Annotated in this window: 17 protein-coding genes and 1 tRNA gene; 12 read left to right on the top strand and 6 right to left on the bottom strand. The window is 61.6% G+C overall.

Going from position 1 to position 18,249, the window contains the following annotated elements; translation table 11 throughout:
* Positions 1-10: 10 nt before the first annotated feature.
* The 11 genes from HZ99_RS24365 to HZ99_RS24315 all read left to right on the top strand — a co-directional run bounded on the left by HZ99_RS24365 (position 11) and on the right by HZ99_RS24315 (position 11,629).
* Positions 11-826, top strand: a complete 816-nt coding sequence (locus HZ99_RS24365; protein WP_038446624.1) for an ABC transporter permease — start codon at positions 11-13, stop codon at positions 824-826.
* The gene (locus HZ99_RS24360) at positions 823-1,587 is read left to right on the top strand and encodes an ABC transporter ATP-binding protein (RefSeq protein WP_038446623.1); all 765 of its coding nucleotides are present in this window, start codon (positions 823-825) and stop codon (positions 1,585-1,587) included. The genes HZ99_RS24365 and HZ99_RS24360 overlap by 4 nt, the downstream gene beginning before the upstream one ends.
* Positions 1,584-2,309, top strand: a complete 726-nt coding sequence (locus HZ99_RS24355) for an urea amidolyase associated protein UAAP1 (RefSeq protein WP_038446622.1) — start codon at positions 1,584-1,586, stop codon at positions 2,307-2,309. The genes HZ99_RS24360 and HZ99_RS24355 overlap by 4 nt, the downstream gene beginning before the upstream one ends.
* Before the next feature lie 9 nt (positions 2,310-2,318).
* Positions 2,319-2,951 carry an urea amidolyase associated protein UAAP2 gene (locus HZ99_RS24350; RefSeq protein ID WP_038446620.1) on the top strand — a complete coding sequence of 211 codons (633 nt, stop codon included), beginning with the start codon at positions 2,319-2,321 and terminating at the stop codon, positions 2,949-2,951.
* A gap of 180 nt (positions 2,952-3,131) precedes the next feature.
* The gene (gene uca, locus HZ99_RS24345; RefSeq protein WP_038446619.1) at positions 3,132-6,692 is read left to right on the top strand and encodes an urea carboxylase; all 3,561 of its coding nucleotides are present in this window, start codon (positions 3,132-3,134) and stop codon (positions 6,690-6,692) included.
* Between the two features lie 28 nt (positions 6,693-6,720).
* The gene (atzF, locus tag HZ99_RS24340) at positions 6,721-8,490 is read left to right on the top strand and encodes an allophanate hydrolase (RefSeq protein WP_038446618.1); all 1,770 of its coding nucleotides are present in this window, start codon (positions 6,721-6,723) and stop codon (positions 8,488-8,490) included.
* 72 nt (positions 8,491-8,562) lie between these two features.
* Positions 8,563-8,772 carry a cysteine-rich CWC family protein gene (locus tag HZ99_RS24335; protein WP_038446617.1) on the top strand — a complete coding sequence of 70 codons (210 nt, stop codon included), beginning with the start codon at positions 8,563-8,565 and terminating at the stop codon, positions 8,770-8,772.
* Positions 8,772-9,464 (top strand): pseudouridine synthase, encoded by a 693-nt coding sequence (locus HZ99_RS24330; RefSeq protein WP_038446616.1) that lies wholly within the window; start codon positions 8,772-8,774, stop codon positions 9,462-9,464. The genes HZ99_RS24335 and HZ99_RS24330 overlap by 1 nt, the downstream gene beginning before the upstream one ends.
* 299 nt (positions 9,465-9,763) lie before the next feature.
* Positions 9,764-10,648 carry an alpha/beta fold hydrolase gene (locus HZ99_RS24325; protein ID WP_038446614.1) on the top strand — a complete coding sequence of 295 codons (885 nt, stop codon included), beginning with the start codon at positions 9,764-9,766 and terminating at the stop codon, positions 10,646-10,648.
* A gap of 141 nt (positions 10,649-10,789) precedes the next feature.
* Positions 10,790-10,863: transfer RNA gene (locus tag HZ99_RS24320), tRNA-Gly, on the top strand.
* A 265-nt stretch (positions 10,864-11,128) separates the two neighbouring features.
* The gene (locus HZ99_RS24315; protein ID WP_038446612.1) at positions 11,129-11,629 is read left to right on the top strand and encodes a methylated-DNA--[protein]-cysteine S-methyltransferase; all 501 of its coding nucleotides are present in this window, start codon (positions 11,129-11,131) and stop codon (positions 11,627-11,629) included.
* Between the two features lie 146 nt (positions 11,630-11,775).
* Here the strand turns inward: HZ99_RS24315 and HZ99_RS24310 are convergent, their stop codons facing one another.
* From HZ99_RS24310 to HZ99_RS24300, 3 genes are all read right to left on the bottom strand, one after another.
* Positions 11,776-12,303, bottom strand: coding sequence for a DUF4142 domain-containing protein (locus HZ99_RS24310; RefSeq protein ID WP_038446611.1), 528 nt, complete (start codon positions 12,301-12,303; stop codon positions 11,776-11,778).
* Positions 12,304-12,421: 118 nt separating this feature from the next.
* Positions 12,422-13,063 carry a LysE family translocator gene (locus HZ99_RS24305; protein ID WP_038446610.1) on the bottom strand — a complete coding sequence of 214 codons (642 nt, stop codon included), beginning with the start codon at positions 13,061-13,063 and terminating at the stop codon, positions 12,422-12,424.
* Between the two features lie 66 nt (positions 13,064-13,129).
* On the bottom strand, positions 13,130-14,047 hold the full coding sequence (locus tag HZ99_RS24300; protein ID WP_235205610.1) for a LysR family transcriptional regulator: 918 nt from the start codon (positions 14,045-14,047) through the stop codon (positions 13,130-13,132).
* Positions 14,048-14,124: 77 nt separating this feature from the next.
* Between HZ99_RS24300 and HZ99_RS24295 the strand changes: the two genes are divergently transcribed.
* On the top strand, positions 14,125-14,613 hold the full coding sequence (locus HZ99_RS24295; protein WP_038446607.1) for a DMT family transporter: 489 nt from the start codon (positions 14,125-14,127) through the stop codon (positions 14,611-14,613).
* Positions 14,614-14,617: 4 nt separating this feature from the next.
* On the opposite strand, the gene HZ99_RS24290 is transcribed toward HZ99_RS24295, so the two are convergent.
* The 3 genes from HZ99_RS24290 to HZ99_RS24280 are packed head-to-tail and all read right to left on the bottom strand — an operon-like array spanning position 14,618 to position 18,138.
* Positions 14,618-15,946, bottom strand: a complete 1,329-nt coding sequence (locus tag HZ99_RS24290; RefSeq protein ID WP_038446606.1) for an MFS transporter — start codon at positions 15,944-15,946, stop codon at positions 14,618-14,620.
* A 60-nt stretch (positions 15,947-16,006) separates the two neighbouring features.
* On the bottom strand, positions 16,007-16,948 hold the full coding sequence (locus HZ99_RS24285) for a hydroxymethylglutaryl-CoA lyase (RefSeq protein WP_038446605.1): 942 nt from the start codon (positions 16,946-16,948) through the stop codon (positions 16,007-16,009).
* Positions 16,945-18,138: a CaiB/BaiF CoA transferase family protein gene (locus HZ99_RS24280; protein ID WP_038446604.1), complete on the bottom strand. Its 1,194-nt coding sequence runs from the start codon at positions 18,136-18,138 to the stop codon at positions 16,945-16,947. The genes HZ99_RS24285 and HZ99_RS24280 overlap by 4 nt, the downstream gene beginning before the upstream one ends.
* Between the last annotated feature and the right edge of the window lie 111 nt (positions 18,139-18,249).

The raw sequence follows: 18,249 nt of genomic DNA, 5'->3' as shown, positions 1-18,249 counted from the left end.
GGACACCGCCATGCGCCTGATCAATCGTCATCCGGATCGTTCCAGCCGTCTGCTGTTGGTGCTGTTGCCGTTCGCCCTGCTGTTGCTTGCCTATTTCGTGGGCTCGGCCGAGCGCCTGAGCGAAAACCCCAACGACAAATTGCTGCCCAGTGCCGGGCAAATGAGCGATGCGGTGAAGCGCCTGGCCTTCAGCGCCGACACCCGCACCGGCGAATACCTGCTGTGGCAAGACAGCGCTGCAAGCCTGCGCCGCCTGGCCATCGGCCTGGGCATCAGCGCCCTCGCCGGCCTGTGCCTGGGTATGGCCGCCGGCACCCTGCCGTTGTTCGGGGCGCCGCTGTCTCCCTTGCTGACGGTGCTGTCGATGGTGCCGCCATTGGCGATCCTGCCAATTCTATTCATCGTGTTTGGCCTCGGGGAGCTGTCGAAAGTGATGCTGATCGTGATCGGCATTACCCCATGCCTGGCCCGTGACCTGGAGCAACGAGCGCGGGAAATACCTGTCGAGTTGCTGATCAAGGCACAAACCCTCGGCGCTTCGACCTGGACCCTGATGCTGCGAGTGGTGCTGCCGCAGTTGCTGCCTCGCCTGCTGATCTCCTTGCGCCTGATGCTGGGTTCGGCGTGGCTATTTCTGATCGCCGCCGAGGCCATCGCTTCCACCGACGGCTTGGGCTATCGGATCTTCCTGGTACGCCGCTATCTGGCTATGGATGTGATTCTGCCGTACGTGGTGTGGATCACCCTGTTGGCATGGCTGATGGACTGGGGTCTCAAGGCCCTGACCCGGCGTGCGTTTCCCTGGTATGAAGGAGCGCGGGCATGAGCTTTATCAGCGTCAACAACGTGTGGCAGCGCTACGGCGATCAGGTGGTGCTCGAAGGCCTCAATCTGCAGGTTGCCGAAGGGGAGTTCTGCACTTTGGTCGGCACTTCGGGCTGCGGCAAATCAACCTTTTTGCGCTTGTTGCTCGGACAGGAAACCGCCAGCCGAGGCGAGATCCTGTTGGACGGCCAACCTCTCGCCGCCGAGCCCGATGCCAGCCGTGGCGTGGTGTTTCAACGCTACTCGGTGTTTGCCCATTTGAGCGTGCTCGACAATGTCACCCTGGGCCTCGAACTACCGAAGTCCGCATGGCTGGGGCGGCTCTTTGGCAACGCCAAAAAAGCCGCCCGCGAACAGGCCGCCGCGTTGCTGCACAAAGTCGGTCTCGGCCACTCTCTGGACATGTATCCGGCACAGCTGTCTGGCGGCATGCAACAACGCCTGGCCATTGCCCAGGCCTTGATCATGAAGCCCCGTGTGTTGCTGTTGGATGAACCCTTCGGCGCTCTCGACCCTGGCATTCGCAAAGACATGCATCAGTTGCTGCTGGAGCTGTGGCATGAAACCCGGCTGACGGTGTTCATGGTCACCCACGACCTCAGCGAGGGCTTCAGCCTCGGCACACGCCTTCTGGTCTTCGACAAGGTGCGCGTCGACCCCCACACCCCCGGCGCCTATGGCGCCCGTATCACCTATGACATTCCCTTGAACAGCGAGCGTCGCAAGGCACTCGCCACCGAACTCGGAGCGACTTGCCAATGATCGATGCCACTCAATTGTTTCCACCGTTCGCCGAAGAAATGCTGCCCGGCGGTGGCCACCGCTCCTTCGTGCTCAAGCGTGGCCAACTGTTGCGCCTCACCGATATTCGCGGTGGCGCCAATGTCAGCCTGACCCTGCTTAATGCCAATGAAAAAACCGAACGGCTGAACCTGCCCGACAGCCTCAAATGCCAACACACCGCCAAGCTCACGGCCGGCCACTGCCTGTACTCGGACATGGGCCGCGTACTGGCCGCCATCACCGCCGACACCTGCGGCTGGAGCGACAGCATCGGCGGCGTGCTCTGCGCCTCGGAAGTGGCCGAAAAGTATGGCCAGGGCCGCTTCCAGGAACTGCGTAACGGCTTCTTGCGCAACGGCACCGACAACCTGCTGGTGGAATTGGGCAAATGGGACCTGGGGCTTTGCGACCTGTTGATGAATCTCAACCTGTTCAGCAAGGTCCACGTGGACGGCGACGGTGGCCTGCACTTTGTACCGGGCAACTCCAAGGCTGGCGACTACATCGAACTCTACGCGCCGATGGACACCCTGGTGGTGCTCACCGCCCTGCAACATCCGATGGACCCCAACCCTGACTACGCACCACAACCGCTGAAACTGAGCTGGATGAACGCCGACAAAAGCGTCGCCGAGCACTGCCGCACTTCGCGTCCGGAAAACGAACGCGGTTTTATCAACACTGACCGTCTGTTCGCCTGAGGCCCTGCCATGTCTATTGCACTTGCCAAACAACCGGACACCGCGATCTACCGTGCAACCATTCCCGCCGGCGAACCCTGGCTGATGGAGGTCAAGGCCGGACAGACCTTGCGCATCCTTGACCTGGAGGGCAACCAGGCGGTCGACACCCTGTTCTACAGCCTGAAAAACCCCAGGGAACGCTATGACGTGCAACGCACCCTGCGCCGGCAAAACAACATCTACCTGGGCACCGGCAGCGTGCTGTATTCCAACCTCGGCCAGCCCATGCTGACTATCGTCGATGACACCTGCGGGCGCCACGACACCCTCGGCGGCGCCTGCGCCCAGGAGAGCAACACCGTGCGCTACGCCCTGGAAAAACGCTACATGCACAGTTGTCGCGACAACTACCTGCGCGCCTGTGCCCATGACGGGCGCCTGGGCAAAAAAGACATTGGGCCAAACATCAATTTCTTCATGAATGTGCCGGTTACCGCCGACGGCGGCCTGACCTTCGAAGACGGTATCAGCGCCCCAGGCAAATACGTCGACCTGCGCGCAGAAATGGACGTGATTGTGCTGATCTCCAACTGCCCACAACTGAACAACCCCTGCAACGCCTACAACCCCACCCCTGCGGAGCTACTGGTATGGAACTGAAATTCAAGCGCCTGCGTAGATGGTTGTTTGCCCTGTGCCAGTCCCGAAGCGGGCAGTGCCTGCAAAAACACTGAAGCCCTGGAATCTGCGCCATGGACGACCCTGGCGCCACGCCCATTGTGCGGGACGGCCCGCATCCCAGGACAAGGCTGAGCCGTTGTCAGCCTGTGGGGTTTAGCCATGTTCAAAAAACTCTTGATCGCCAACCGTGGCGCTATCGCCTGCCGTATCCTGCGCACCTTGCGTGACCTGCAGGTCGAAGGCATCGCCGTGTATTCCCAAGCCGATGCCGCCAGCCTGCATATCCAGCAGGCTGATGAGGCTTATAGCCTGGGCGACGGTGCCGCACCAGGCACCTACCTGTCGGTAGAGAAGATCCTCGCCGCCGCCAAGGCCTGCGGGGCCACCGCGATTCATCCGGGCTACGGTTTTCTTGCAGAAAATGCCGCCTTTGCCGAAGCCTGCGAAAACGCTGGTATTGCCTTTGTCGGGCCAACCCCACAGCAACTGCGTGTGTTCGGTCTCAAGCACACGGCCCGCGCCCTGGCCAAGCAACACGGTGTCCCGCTGCTGGAAGGCACTGAGCTGCTAGCCAGCCTGGAAGCCGCGCTGCAGGCCGGTGAGCGCGTGGGCTATCCGGTCATGCTCAAGAGCACCGCCGGCGGCGGTGGCATCGGCATGCGGGTATGTCGCGATGCCGCTGAGTTGAGCGAGTCCTTTGACGCGGTCAAGCGGCTGGGGCAGAACAACTTCAGCGACGCCGGCGTGTTTATCGAGAAGTACATCCAGCAGGCTCGACATCTGGAAGTACAGGTATTTGGTGACGGCGCGGGTGAGGTGATCGCCCTTGGCGTGCGCGACTGCTCCGTACAACGGCGCAACCAGAAAGTCCTCGAAGAAACCCCGGCGCCGAATCTGCCCGAGGGCATGGCCGACGCTTTGTGTTCGGCGGCCATCAGCCTGGCCAAAGCCGTGAATTACCGCAGCGCCGGCACTGTGGAGTTTATCTTTGATCGCGCCGACGGGCGTTTCTACTTCCTGGAAGTGAACACCCGCTTGCAGGTAGAACATGGCGTCACCGAACAAGTGTGGGGGGTGGATCTGGTGCGCTGGATGGTGCAATTGGCGGCGGGAGAATTACCCCCCCTGCACACACTGGTGCTCAAACCCCAGGGGCATGCGATTCAGGCCCGCCTGTACGCAGAAGATCCCGGTCGGGATTTCCAACCGAGCCCGGGGCTCTTGACCCAAGTCGATTTCCCCTGCGCCGAAGGTCTGCGGATCGACACCTGGGTCGAAGCCGGTTGTGAGATCCCGCCTTATTTCGATCCCATGATCGCCAAGCTCATTGCCTGGGCACCGACCCGTGAACAGGCACGCCTGGATCTGCACCAGGCCCTGGGCGACAGCCAACTGTACGGCGTGGAAACCAACCGCGATTACCTGCGCCAGATTCTCTTGGCAGCCCCTTTTGTCAGCGGCCAGCCATGGACCCGCTGCCTGGAAGACCTGGTCTACCACGCCGATACCTTTGAGGTGCTAAGCCCCGGTACGCAAACCAGTGTCCAGGACTATCCCGGCCGCCTCGGCTACTGGGCCGTCGGTGTGCCACCGTCAGGCCCGATGGACAGCCGCGCACTGCGCCTGGGCAATCGCTTGCTGGGCAACGGAGACGGTGCCGCCGCGCTGGAAATCACCATGAGCGGGCCGCTGTTGCGCTTTAACTGCGCGGCGGTGGTGGCCGTGACCGGGGCTCCCATCACGCTGTTGCTGAACGATCAAAACGTGCCGATGAACACCGCATTGTTGATCCCCGCAGGTGCCACCCTGAGCCTGGGCATGCTCACGGGTACAGGTGCCCGCAGCTATCTGTGCCTGCGTGGTGGCCTGCAAGTGCCCGATTACCTGGGCAGTAAAAGCACGTTTACCCTTGGGCAGTTCGGCGGTCATGGCGGGCGGGCGTTGCGCGCTGGCGATGTGTTGCACCTGTCACCGCTGCTCGATACCAGTGCCGGCCAGACGTTGCAGCCACAACCACTTGCCCAAGTCCGCACATTGCGGGTGATCTACGGCCCCCATGGTGCACCGGAATACTTCAAGCCGGAGTACATCGACACCTTCTTCGCCACCCGCTGGGAGGTGCACTTCAACTCCAGCCGCACCGGCGTGCGGCTGATCGGGCCCAAGCCGCAGTGGGCGCGTACCGATGGCGGTGAAGCGGGTTTGCATCCCTCCAACATCCACGACAACCCCTACGCCATCGGGGCCGTGGACTTTACGGGAGACATGCCTGTGATCCTGGGGCCGGATGGCCCGAGCCTGGGTGGGTTCGTATGCCCGGTGACGGTGATCGAAGCGGACCTTTGGCAATTGGGCCAGCTCAAGGCCGGTGACACACTCCAGTTCACCCCAATCGATCTCAAGACCGCCCGCGATCTCGCCCGGGACTGGGATCAACCGTGGGAACCGAACGTACTCCCACACTTGATCGCATCACCTGTGGTCTTGGAGGTTGGCAAAGACGATACCCAGCTCGTCGCCCGTCTCGCCGGCGACACGCACCTGCTCCTGGAAATCGGTGCGCCCGAGCTCGATCTGGTCCTGCGCTTTCGTGCCCACGCGCTGATGCAAGCGCTGCAAGCGCTATCCCTGCCCGGCGTGATCGACCTGACACCGGGCATTCGCTCCCTGCAGATCCACTACCAGCCTGAGCAACTGCCTCTGGCCGACCTGCTGCCCCTGATCACTCGCCAATGGCATGCCGTGTGCGCCACACCCAACCTGCAGGTACCCTCGCGCATCGTTCATCTGCCCTTGTCGTGGGACGATCCGGCCTGCCAACTGGCCATCGAGAAATACATGACTACCGTGCGCAAGGACGCGCCCTGGTGCCCAAGCAACCTGGAGTTCATCCGCCGGATCAACGACCTGGCCAACCTGGATGAAGTGCGCCACACCGTGTTCGACGCCAGCTATCTGGTGATGGGCCTGGGCGACGTTTACCTCGGCGCACCGGTCGCCACTCCCCTGGATCCGCGCCATCGCCTGGTGACCACCAAATACAACCCGGCGCGCACCTGGACCGCCGAAAACTGCGTGGGCATCGGCGGCGCCTACCTGTGCGTCTACGGTATGGAAGGCCCCGGGGGTTATCAGTTTGTCGGGCGTACCTTGCAGATGTGGAACCGCTACCGCGAAGTGGCAGCGTTCGACGGCAAGCCCTGGTTGCTGCGTTTCTTCGACCAGATCCGCTTTTATCCGGTCAGTGGCGAAGAACTGCTGAGGATTCGTCGGGACTTCCCGCTTGGGCGTTTTGAACTGAACATCGAACACAGCCAGTTGAACCTGGCGGATTACCAGGCCTTTCTGGCGCAGCAGGCCCAGAGTATCGGTGCGTTTCGTGAACAACAACAGCATGCCTTCAATGCCGAGCGCGAGCGCTGGATCGCCAGTGGCCAGGCGCATTTCGACAGCGAGGAACTCCCCGCCCCACGGGAAGAAGACACGCCGCTTGAAGCCAAGCAATCGAGTATCGACAGCCCTATCGCCGGCAACCTCTGGCAGGTCCAGGTGACACCGGGCGAGCACGTCGCGGCCGGTGCGGTGCTGGTCGTGCTGGAATCAATGAAGATGGAAATCCCCGTGCTCGCGCCATTCGCCGGCACAGTGCGGGAAATCCCCGTGCAACCTGGCAGTGGCATCGGCGCCGGACAACGCGTGGTGGTGCTGGAGCGTGACTGATCTCTACTTTTCTACAGGCGGACAAGCCATGAATTTGCAACTTGATAACCTGCGCAGCGCTTACCTGAGTGGCGACATCACCCCGCGCCAATTGCTGCTGCAACTGCGGGAAAAAGCCGCACAGTTGAACCCGGACTACCACCTGTTTATCCACCTACTCAGCGTTGCAGAGCTCGAACCTTATCTGCGAACACTGGAGGGCCAGGCGATAGCTGACCTGCCGCTGTTCGGTGTGCCATTTGCGATCAAGGACAATATCGACCTGGCGGGTGTGCCCACCACGGCGGCGTGCCCGGCATTCGCCTATACACCGTCGCGCTCGGCGACCATCGTCGAGCAGTTGATCGCCCTCGGTGCGGTGCCACTGGGCAAGACCAATCTTGATCAGTTCGCCACAGGGCTCAACGGCAGCCGCTCACCCTATGGCGCCTGCCCCAACAGTGTGCTGGCGCAGTATCCGTCGGGCGGCTCCAGTGCCGGGTCTTCGCTGGCCGTCGCGCTGGGCGTGGCAAGTTTTGCCTTGGGCACCGACACTGCCGGCTCCGGTCGTGTACCGGCAGCCTTGAACAATCTGCTGGGACTCAAAGCCACCAAAGGGCTGATCTCCACAGCCGGGGTGGTGCCGGCGTGTCGCACGCTGGACTGCGTCACCACGTTTACCCACACGGCGCAGGAAGCCAGCCACCTGTTGGCGCTGACCGCAAGGCTTGACCCTCTGGACGCCTACAGTCGCCATAACCCTGCCTGGAATGATGCCTCGGCATTTGGGGCGCCACGGCCTTTTCGTTTCGGTGTGCCACGGGATCAGGACCTTGAGTTCTTCGGCTGCGAGCAAGGCCCGCGCTTGTTTCGCCAGACCATTTCCCGCCTGATCGCCTTGGGCGGCGAGCCGGTCAGCCTCGACCTGTCGCCTTTCCTGGAAGCCGCCCGCCTGCTGTATGAAGGCCCATGGGTCGCGGAGCGCTACAGCGTCGCGGGCGATTTGATGGAGTGCCAGCCTGAAGCAGTCCTGCCGGTGATTCGCGCAGTATTGGCCAAGGCACCTGCCGTCACAGGTGTCGACACCTTCCGCGCCCAATACCGCCTGCAAACGCTCAAGGCCCTGTGCGACCAGGCACTGCAAGCCCTTGATTGCGTATTGACGCCGACCATCGGCCGCCCCGTGACTCTCGAGGAGTTGCACGAAGAGCCCGTGCTGCGTAACGCCGAGCTGGGCTACTACACCAACTTCATGAACCTGCTGGATTATGCCGCCGTCGCCGTGCCCGGCGGTTTTATGGAAAACGGCTTGCCTTGGGGCGTGACACTGTTTGGTCGGGCGTTTACCGATCAGTACCTGCTCAGTGTGGCGCACGCGCTGCAGCACCAGCAGGGCTTGGCTGCACCAGCAACCGGCACCGCCAGCCATGACCGTACGCGCCTGGTGGTCTGCGGTGCGCACCTGGAAGGCCTGGCACTCAACGGTCAACTGACCCGACGTGGCGCACGCCTGTTGGAGCGTACCCACAGTGCAGCCCACTACCAACTCTTTGCCCTCGCCGGCGGCCCGCCCTACCGGCCCGGCATGCTACGAGTGGCGCAAGGCGGCGTGGCGATAGCAGTAGAGGTCTGGGATCTGCCCAGCAGCGAACTGGGCTCCTTTGTCCACGGCATCCCCGCGCCCCTGGGCCTGGGCAAGGTGCAACTGGCCGATGGGCGCTGGGAAAGCGGCTTTATCTGCGAACCTTACGGGCTCGCCGGTGCACTCGACATCAGCCACTTCGGCGGCTGGCGCCAGTACCTGGGCAGTTTGCAATAGCGGGCCTTGGCTGTATCGTGCAAGGCACACCGGGTTCCACCGGGACTTGTCCGATACCGCCTGAACCGACCGATGACCACACCTCAACTTTGTCCTGCCTGTGGCGCCCGCAACGACTGCACCCTGGCCGACCCACGTACCGTCGACCAGGCCTGCTGGTGCTACAACGTCAATATCGACCCGGCGGTGCTTGAGGCGTTGCCCGAGGCACTGCGCAACAAGGCCTGCCTGTGCCCACGCTGTGCCCAGGTCGATGAGCAATTGCGCAGGGCCCAGCCGTAATGCGCGTCGACCGCTTCCTCAGCAACCTGCCCCGCTTCAATCGCCAGCAAGTGCGCATGCTACTGGTGGAACGACGGGTCAAGGTCGACGGCCAAGTGGTTAGAGACCCGCATCATGAGGTGCGCGAGTTCAGCCACGTCGTGGTGGACGACGACGTCCTGCAAGCGGGCAAACCGGCGCGCTACTTCATGCTGCACAAGCCGCCAGGCTGCGTGAGCGCCACCGTCGACCCACAACACCCCACCGTCCTCGACCTGCTGGATGAGCCGCACAAGGACGACCTGCATATCGCCGGCCGCCTGGACTTCAACACCACGGGCCTGTTGCTGATCACCAATGATGGCCAGTGGTCGCGACGCCTGACCCAGCCCCAGACCAAGCTGCCCAAGGTCTACTACGTCGAGACCGAGCAGGAGATTGGCCCGGACTATGCGGCAACGTTTAGCGCCGGCCTGTATTTCGCCTTCGAGGGCCTGACCACCCAACCCGCCGACCTGCAGGTGCTGAGCCCCAAAAGTGCGCGCCTGAGCATCATTGAAGGGCGTTATCACCAGGTCAAGCGCATGTTCGGGCACTTCGACAACAAGGTGACCCGTCTGCATCGCGAGCGCATGGGACCGCTGGCGCTCGATGAACGGCTCGCCCCCGGCCAATATCGACCATTGACCGAGGCTGAAGTCCGCCAGATCTGACCGTTCAGCCGGTGATAGCCAAAACCCCAGGGTGAAACTTGCGACCTGGCCCGCCTCCTGCTTGAATCAAAACGCCAGCCACCATATGACTGGCAAGTTACAACCTCTTCCAAGAAACACATTGCCAGCCCGCATTGCTTGACCTGCGGGCCTTACAGGCAAGTTGCCCGCCATAACAATACCCGTCGGCCAGCCTTAGCGGATCGACATGGGCCTCCCTTCCAGGCGTATGCCTACCTGTCACAAAGCTCGTGCAGAGTGATCTGCGCGCACCACCCGCTTGCCAGGAGTCTTACGACATGAGGCCAGAAATCGCTGTGCTGGATATACAGGGTCAATATCGGGTTTACACGGAGTTCTATCGTGCGGACGCAGCTCAAAAGACCATCATTCTGGTCAACGGCTCCATGGCCACCACCGCGTCTTTTGCCCAGACCGTGAAAAGCCTGTACCCGCAGTTCAATGTGGTTTTGTACGATCAGCCCTACGCTGGCCGCTCAAAAGCCCACAATCGCCATGAGCAAATGCTGACGAAGGACATTGAAGGCCAGATCCTCCTGGAACTCATCGACCACTTCGCCGCCGAACATGTGCTGTCGTTTTCCTGGGGCGGTGTCGCCACCCTCGTCGCCCTTGCCCAGCGGCCCCGGCGAGTAGAAAAGGCGGTCATCAGTTCGTTCTCCCCGGTGATCAACACACCGATGCGCGACTACCTGGAACGCGGTGTCGACTACCTCGGCAACCTCGACCGCCACAGCGTTGGGCATCTGGTCAACAGCACCATCGGCAAGCACCTGCCACCGCTGTTCAAGCGCTTCAACTATCGGCACGTCAGCACCCTGAGCGAGCACGAGTACGGGCAGATGCACTACCACATCAGCCAGGTCCTCAACAGCGACCGCCAGTGCTACCTCAAGGCCGCACGGCAGATCGATATTCCGGTGCTGTTCTTGAATGGCGAATGGGACGAATACACCAGCGCCCAGGATGCCCAGCTGTTTGGGCAACACGTCGCAAACAGCAGCTTCGGCACCATCCAGGCCACCGGGCACTTCCTGGATATGGAGCACAAGGCCGCCTGCAATGACAGCCGGCAGGCATTGATGGGCTTTTTGAAACCGGAACAGTCGATGAATCGACTGCGGTATCACCAGGGCCAGACCCTGCATGCACTTGCGATTTGAACGCCGAACCCTGGGCGGGCACGATGCACAATCACTGCCCAGGGTTGGCTAGAGGCTTGGGCTGACGCTCGCAACTTGCACATTTTTCAAAGAAAAACTTCAAATCGCCGCGCACATCTGGTACAAAGTCAGCCGCTCTGAGCGGGTATAGTTTAGTGGCAAAACGAAAGCTTCCCAAGCTTTAGTTGAGGGTTCGATTCCCTCTACCCGCTCCACTCAGATTGTTCTCCTACACCCGCTTCATCGGGATAGGGGATGAATAAAAAACCGGCTCCTGTGGCCGGTTTTTTTATACCTGGGATTTGCTCAACCCCATTGATGAGTACGTGGGGCTTTCTGGCTTCGGCAGCGCTGAAGGTGCTGCAACAAGCGCAGTGACACTGCCGAATTTGACCGCAAGAAACGTAGTTCATCCACTCGCAATGAGCGCTAAAGTGCAGTCATATCCACTAGATGACCCACCCAACAAGGAGCCCGCTCATGTCGTGTGAATACAAACTCATGCCCTCTCCCGTCGGCCAATTGACCCTGGTCGCCCGCAACGGCAAGCTCGCCGCCATCCTGTGGGAAACCGAACGCGCCAACCGGGTGCGCCTGGGTGAGTTGGTACAGGCCGACCACAGCCCGGTGCTGCAGGAGACCGAGCGGCAACTGAAAGAATATTTCGCTGGCACCCGCGATCGCTTCGAGCTTGAACTGGACTTTGACGGCACCGAGTTCCAGAAAAAAGTCTGGGGCGCGCTACTGACCATTCCCTTCGGCGAAACCCGCAGCTACAGCCAGATCGCCCAGCAGATCGGCAACCCGAAAGCCGTGCGTGCGGTAGGCGCAGCGAACGGGCGCAATCCTATTTCGATCATTGCACCCTGCCACCGAGTCATTGGCGCATCGGGGGGGCTGACCGGATTTGCCGGTGGCCTTGAAGCCAAGCAGTACTTGCTCACGCTGGAGGATGGCGAGCCAACCCGATCGCTGTTTTGATGACCCCGTGACGTTATGGCGGGTCAGCCTTGGTTTGCACCGATGATTTGCTGCCATCGGCATTGTCCTGCAACAGCACCAGGCAGCAGGCCAGGCAAAGAGTACGGGTAAGGCCCATGATCGCGCTTGCATTACAAGGCCCGCGATCAACCGTCGCCGTTGCGGCTCTTGCCGTAGGACGAAGCCAGCGCCCGGGCTTTTTCCAGGCGGGTTTCCAGCTTAGGCAGGGTTTCATCGACCAATGCCTTTATTTCGGGGATATCCGACGCCGCGCCTTCCTGCTTGAACAGCGCGATTGCATCCTCGTTGGCCTTGACCTGCTGGGCCGTGTAGGCGGCGTCGAAGGAGTCGCCATCGGTCAGTTCAGGCATCAGGGTTTCGGCCTTGTCGGCGATCTGGTCGCGAGGCGCCACCGGCAGGTCGAGCTTTTTCGCAATGGCAGCCAAATGTTGATTGGCCTGGGTGCGCTCGTTAATGACCTCGATGGTGTAGTCCTTGATTTCCTGGGACGAGGTTTTGGCGTGGGCCATGCGGCTGGTTTCGATATCGGCCATGCCTTTGGCCGAGGCTTGCTCGATGAATTCGGCGGGGCCTTGGGCAAAAGCATTGCTGGCGCCGAGGCCCAGCAGCATCGCGAAAGTGGCGGTGCGTAACCGGGTAGCCATGCGGCTCATGATGGGTTCCTCCAAGTAATAAATACATATCGGGGAACGAGCCCCGCCCTGAATCTGAATTTTCAGGGCGGCAAAGGTTTAGAAAAAACTGGCTGGTGCGACGAACGGTCGTCCGGATTCAGGAGGTTTTACTGCCCAACAAACCCGGCAACGCATGGGCCAGGGCATTGATCGCAAAACCGATAAACATCACGCCACACAACTTGGTGATCAGCACTTCATGACGCTGATACACCGTGCGCACCTGCCGCGCGCCCACAATGCCGATCAGGATCCCATAGGCCAGCAGGCCACCGAAAAAGCTCAGGACAATCAACCACGGCAACATGCTCCAGGTCAGCAGCTCGGCCCGGCTCGACAGCAGCGCGGTGAACGTGGCCACGGCCACCGGGTATGCCTTGGGGTTGGTCAGGCCAAACAGGATGCCGTGCCAGAACGGCTGGCGCGCCGCGCCCTGGGGGGCCTCGCCGCTGCGGCTGCGGGTGCGAATGGCACGAACGCCCAGCCAGAACAGATACAGGGCGCTGAGCACACCCAGCACATCAAACGCACTGCTGCCGATTTCCCGCGCCCCGACAATTGCGATCAACGCGGTACTGCACCACACCACGTCACCCAACAGGTGCCCGCACAGAAATCCGGCGCCGGCCCGACGGCCACGGGCCGCACCAATGCCAAATACCGCCAGCACCCCGGGGCCCGGCGTAATGCCATAGATAAAGCCCGAGGCAATGACGGCAAACAGCAATGATGAAGTCATGGGTAACACGCTCAGAAAAATAAGGGAGGCGCGTCGATTGTGCACAATCCATCCGGCACTGCAATGTCAGGCCGTACGTTTGGCCAGCACGTCCTGCACTTGGGCAATCAACCACTGCAAGGCGCCATCCCCACCACGGCGTTTATGCCAGGCCAGTACAAAACCGAAGGACGGGATATGAAACGGCGGCGGCACCACCAGCAGGTGCTGGGGGTCGATGTTCAGCAGCCCTTGCGACGAAACGGTAAGAATCAGGTCGGTGCCCTGGATCAACTGCGGGGCGATACCCCAGTGTGGCAGGCTGATTGCCACATGGCGCCGCTCACGGATCGCAGTCAGGGCCCGCTCGATTTCCGGGGTACCGCTGCCGCGCATTTCCAATAGCACATGGGGGCGTGCCAGGTAGGTGGGCAAATCGAGTACACCGCCTGCGGGCAGGCTGTCGCGGTCCACCAGGCAGGCGTAGTGCTCCTCGAACAACGAGGTGCTGCGCAATTCGGCCGGCAGGTCTGGAAACACTCCCGCCGCCAGGTCGATCTCGCCACTGAGCACCCCTTCCTGCATGCCCTCGCGACTGGCGTGGGTGATGGCCAGATCGATCCCCGGCGCCTGCTCGCGCAACGCCCGCACCAGCCCTGGCAACAGCAGCGCCGCGCCGTAATCAGACATGGCCAGGCGAAAGGTGCGCCTGGCCGACGCGGGGTCGAAGCGGTTCGGCGCCAACAACGACTGCAACTGGGCCAGCGCATCGGCCAGCGGCGCCGCCAGCTCCAATGCCCGCGCAGTGGCGACCAGCCCGCCGCCCTGGCGCACCAGCAACGGGTCGCCAAGCAAATCCCGCAACCGTGCCAGCGCATGGCTCACCGCCGGCTGGCTCAGGTGCAGGCGCTCGGCAGCGCGGGTGACGTGCTGCTCGCTGAGCAACGCGTCAAGGATCACCAGCAGGTTAAGGTCAATGCGGCGCAGATCATTCATGGCATGCATGTTCAGCATAAGAACTTGGAATTTTAATCTGCAGGACGAATACCGTAGAGTCCAGTAAAACCTTCAGGAGATGGATCATGACCACGTTGCATTGGCTGGGCTTGTTGCTGCTGGCGGTGATTGCCGGGGCGGTGGTGCCGTTTCAAAGTGCAATCAATGCCAACCTCGGGCGCGGCCTCGGGCATCCGTTGTGGGCGACGCTGGCCTCACTGCTGGTAAGCATTCTGGTGTTGTTGCCCGTCATCCTGGCCCTGCGCTTGCCACTGCCCAGCCTTGGTTTTATCGGCAAGGCGCCGCTGTGGATGTGGACCGGTGGCGCATTCGGCGTGTGCTTTATCTCCCTGGCCCTGGTTTTACTGCCAAAGCTTGGCGCCTCGGGGTTTATCGCCCTGGCCATGGCCGGGCAGATTCTCGCGTCTGTGGTACTCGATCACTTTGGCCTGTTTGGCCTGGTGGAGCGGCAACTGACAGCACCCCGGTTGCTCGGGGTGCTGATGTTGATCGGCGGGGTCGCGTTGATTCAGTTCAGTGCCGCACCCGCCAAGGCGTTGGCAACCGCGGGATAATCCCTCAGCGTTTATCCGACGTGCGCAGCACCTGTGGCAAGCCCCAGAGCAACAACGCCGCCGCAACCAACGCGCACACGCCAATCACATACAGCGCCGGGGTGGTGCTGCCGCTGATGTCCTGGATACGCCCGACCATTAGCGGGCTGACGATACCGCCCAGTTGCCCCAGGGTATTGATCAAGGCAATCCCGCCCGCAGCGCCCGCACCGGCACCGGCCAGCAGCTTGGGAGGCAAGGTCCAGAAGGTCGGGATCGAGGCAATAATACCGGCGCCCAACAGGCCCAGGGCGATGATCAGGAATGTCGTGTGGTCATCAAAGATCCCGGCGCAGAAGAAGCCCACCGCCCCCAACACCACCAGGCCGCTGACAAACTTGCGCCGCTCACCCGTGGCGTCTGACCAGCGTCCGATCACCACCATGCTGATCGCCCCACAGACGTATGGAACCGCCGTCAGAAAGCCAATGGTGACCGAGCTCTGGATGCCGGTGCTGCGGATCAATTGCGGCGCCCAGAAATTCAGGCCATAGGAGGCCACCTGGATCAGGAAGTAGATCAACCCCAACGTGAGGAACCCGGGAATTTTCAGGGCCTGGAGCAACGAGCCTTTCTTGTGTACTTCATGCACCGCAATGCGACTCGACAGCAGGGCTTTCTCTTGAGCACTCAGCCAGGGCGCGTCTTCGATGCGATCCTTGAACTGGGTCAAAACCATCCACGCCAGCACCACGCACGGCAAACCACCGAGCAGGAACAACCAGTGCCAGCCGCGCATTTGCAGCACGCCGTCCATGTGCTCCAACACCAGGCCGGAAAACGGCGCCCCCACCAAACCGGCAAATGCCGAGGCAAGGAACAGCAATGAGGTAATCCGCCCGCGGAAATCCTGGGGGAACCACAAGGTCAGGTAATACAGCACACCCGGCGCAAAACCTGCCTCCATGGCGCCGATCAGAAAGCGCAAGATGTAGAACTGCCACTCGGCGGTCACAAACACCATCGCCGCCGTGGCAAGGCCCCAGGACACCATGATCCGGGCTATCCAGCGCCGGGCACCGACCCGGTACAACATCATGTTGCTTGGCACCTCGAAGATCACATAGCCAATCACAAACAACCCCGCGCCCAAGCCATAGGCGGTGTTGCTCAAACCCAGATCGGCCTGTAACTGGAACTTGGCGAAGCTGATGTTGATACGGTCAAAAAACGCGAACAGGTAACACACCATGATCAATGGCATCAGGCGCCAGGCGACCTTATTGACCAGGGCTTTTATTTCATCGCGCTCAGCGGCCGGGCGCACGCCGGCCTCCAGGGTATTTGGGTTCATTGCTTTCTCCAGGCGGACTGCCCACAGGCGTCCAGATTGTTTTTGTTGTCTGGTTGAGGCCTACAGCGTGGCGATAAACGCCGGGGGTGGATGCACGTCACGGTTGCGGCCGGCCTTGACCACTTGGCCAGGCAGTTCATGACCGAGCAGGGCCGGCAATTGCGTGGACATCTGTAGCAGATGTGGCAAGTCGATCCCGGTGGGGATGCCCACTTCTTCACACAGGTTGACCAGGTCTTCGGTGCAGATATTCCCCGACGCCCCGGGCGCAAACGGGCAGCCGCCGAGCCCCCCCAGGGCTGCGTCAAAACGCCGGGCGCCGGCCTCGTAGGCCGCCAGGACATTGCACAACCCCAAGCCACGGGTGTTGTGAAAATGCAATGTCAGGGCACTGACAGGTACACCCCGCAACACCCGAGTGACCAGGCGCCAGACCTGACGCGGGTTGGCCATGCCGGTGGTGTCGGCCAGGGTGATGCCCTGCACGCCCAGTTCCAGATAGGCGTCCACCAGGCGCAGCACACGCTCCTCGTCGATCTTGCCCTCGAACGGGCAACCGAAGGCGGTGGCAATGCTGCCATTGAGGCGTACCGGGTACCCGCTGGCAAAACTCACCACCTCGCCGAAGGCCGCCAGCGAGGCTTCGCAGCGCATCCGCATGTTGGCCAGGTTATGGGTCTGGCTGGCGGACAGCACCAGGTTCAGCTCATCCGCGCCAGATGCAACCGCCCGCTGGGCGCCCCTGAGGTTGGGGATCAGTGCCACATAGATCACCCCGGTGCGACGGCGAATCCCCTGGAACACCTGTTCACCATCCCGTAGCGCGGGAATCGCCTTGGGCGAGACAAAGGAGCCGGCCTCGATGCGCGAAAAACCGGCCAGGGACAATTGGTCGATCAGGCGAATTTTATCGGCGGTCTCGACCCAGGTCGGCTCGATCTGCAAGCCGTCCCGGGGCGAGACTTCCTGCACAATCAGCGGGTCGGAGTAATCAACGATCATTGCACGACTCCAGAGTCTTTCAGGCGCTGAATATCACGCTCTACAAGGCCCATGCCGCCGAGGATTTCGTCGGTGTGCTGGCCCAGGCTGGGACCTTGCCAGTTCACCGTCCCGGGGGTTTGCGAGAGCTTGGGCACAATGCCCGGCATCTTCACTGTCACCCCGCCAGGCAGTTGGGCATTGAGCAGCATGCCCCGGGCCTGGTAGTGCGGGTCGGCAACGATATCGGCCACCGAATAGATACGACCGGCGGGCACCTCGGCTGCCTGCAAGGTATCGAGCACCTGTTCGATGGGCAGGCTGCTGGTCCAGTGGGTGATGGCCGCGTCCAGCAGGCTGCTTTTTGCCGCACGCCCGTCGTTGTGGGCGAACTCTTCGGCGTCGGCCAGATCGACGCGGCCAATGGCAGTCATCAACCGTTTGTAGATGGGGTCACTGTTGCCAGCGATCACCACATAGGCGCCGTCGGCAGTCAGGTAAGTATTGGACGGCGCAATACCGGGCAAGGCGCCGCCGCTGCGTTCACGGACATGGCCGAGCATGTCGTATTCCGGCACCAGGCTTTCCATCAGGTTGAACACACTTTCGGCCAGGGAGACGTCCACCACCTGCCCATCGCCCTGCCCGGTCTTGACCCGCAGCAGCGATATCAAGGCGCCGATCACCGCATGCAGCGATGCCAGTGAATCTCCAAGGCTGACACCCACCCGGGCCGGCGCCGAATCAGGGTTACCGGTGGTGTAGCGGATCCCTCCCATGGCCTCGCCGATGGCCCCGAACCCCGGACGGTCGCGATAAGGTCCGGTCTGGCCGTAACCGGAAATGCGTACCAGGGTCAGCTTGGGGTTCAGGGCATGCAGCACGTCCCAGCCCAGGCCGAGTTTTTCCAGGCCGCCGGGGCGCAGGTTTTCGATCAGTACATCGGCATCGCCCAGCAACTGCTTGACCAGGGCAACGCCATCAGCAGACTTGAGATTCAGGGCCAGGGATTTTTTGTTGCGCGATTGCAGGTACCACCACAGTGAAGTACCCCGGTGCAGCTTTCGCCATTTACGAAGTGGGTCGCCCTGGCCCATGGCTTCGATCTTGATCACCTCGGCACCAAACTCAGCCAGCAGTCGCGCAGCGAACGGTGCAGCAATCAGCGTACCAATCTCGATCACCTTGATGCCATTCAGGGGAGCCGTCATAGGGTCTACCTCTTGTTCTTGGAATGTGAACCAAGGCTAGAGGAGGCCGACGGGGTAAATCCAACCTTCAGTTGGCAACGAGCGTTCGCGAAACACGAACACTTATCGAAT

Source organism: Pseudomonas fluorescens (assembly GCF_000730425.1).
GTDB lineage: Bacteria > Pseudomonadota > Gammaproteobacteria > Pseudomonadales > Pseudomonadaceae > Aquipseudomonas > Aquipseudomonas fluorescens_X.
The sequence above is the reverse complement of the archived record's forward strand: the minus strand, read 5'-3'. Positions and strand labels throughout refer to the sequence as shown.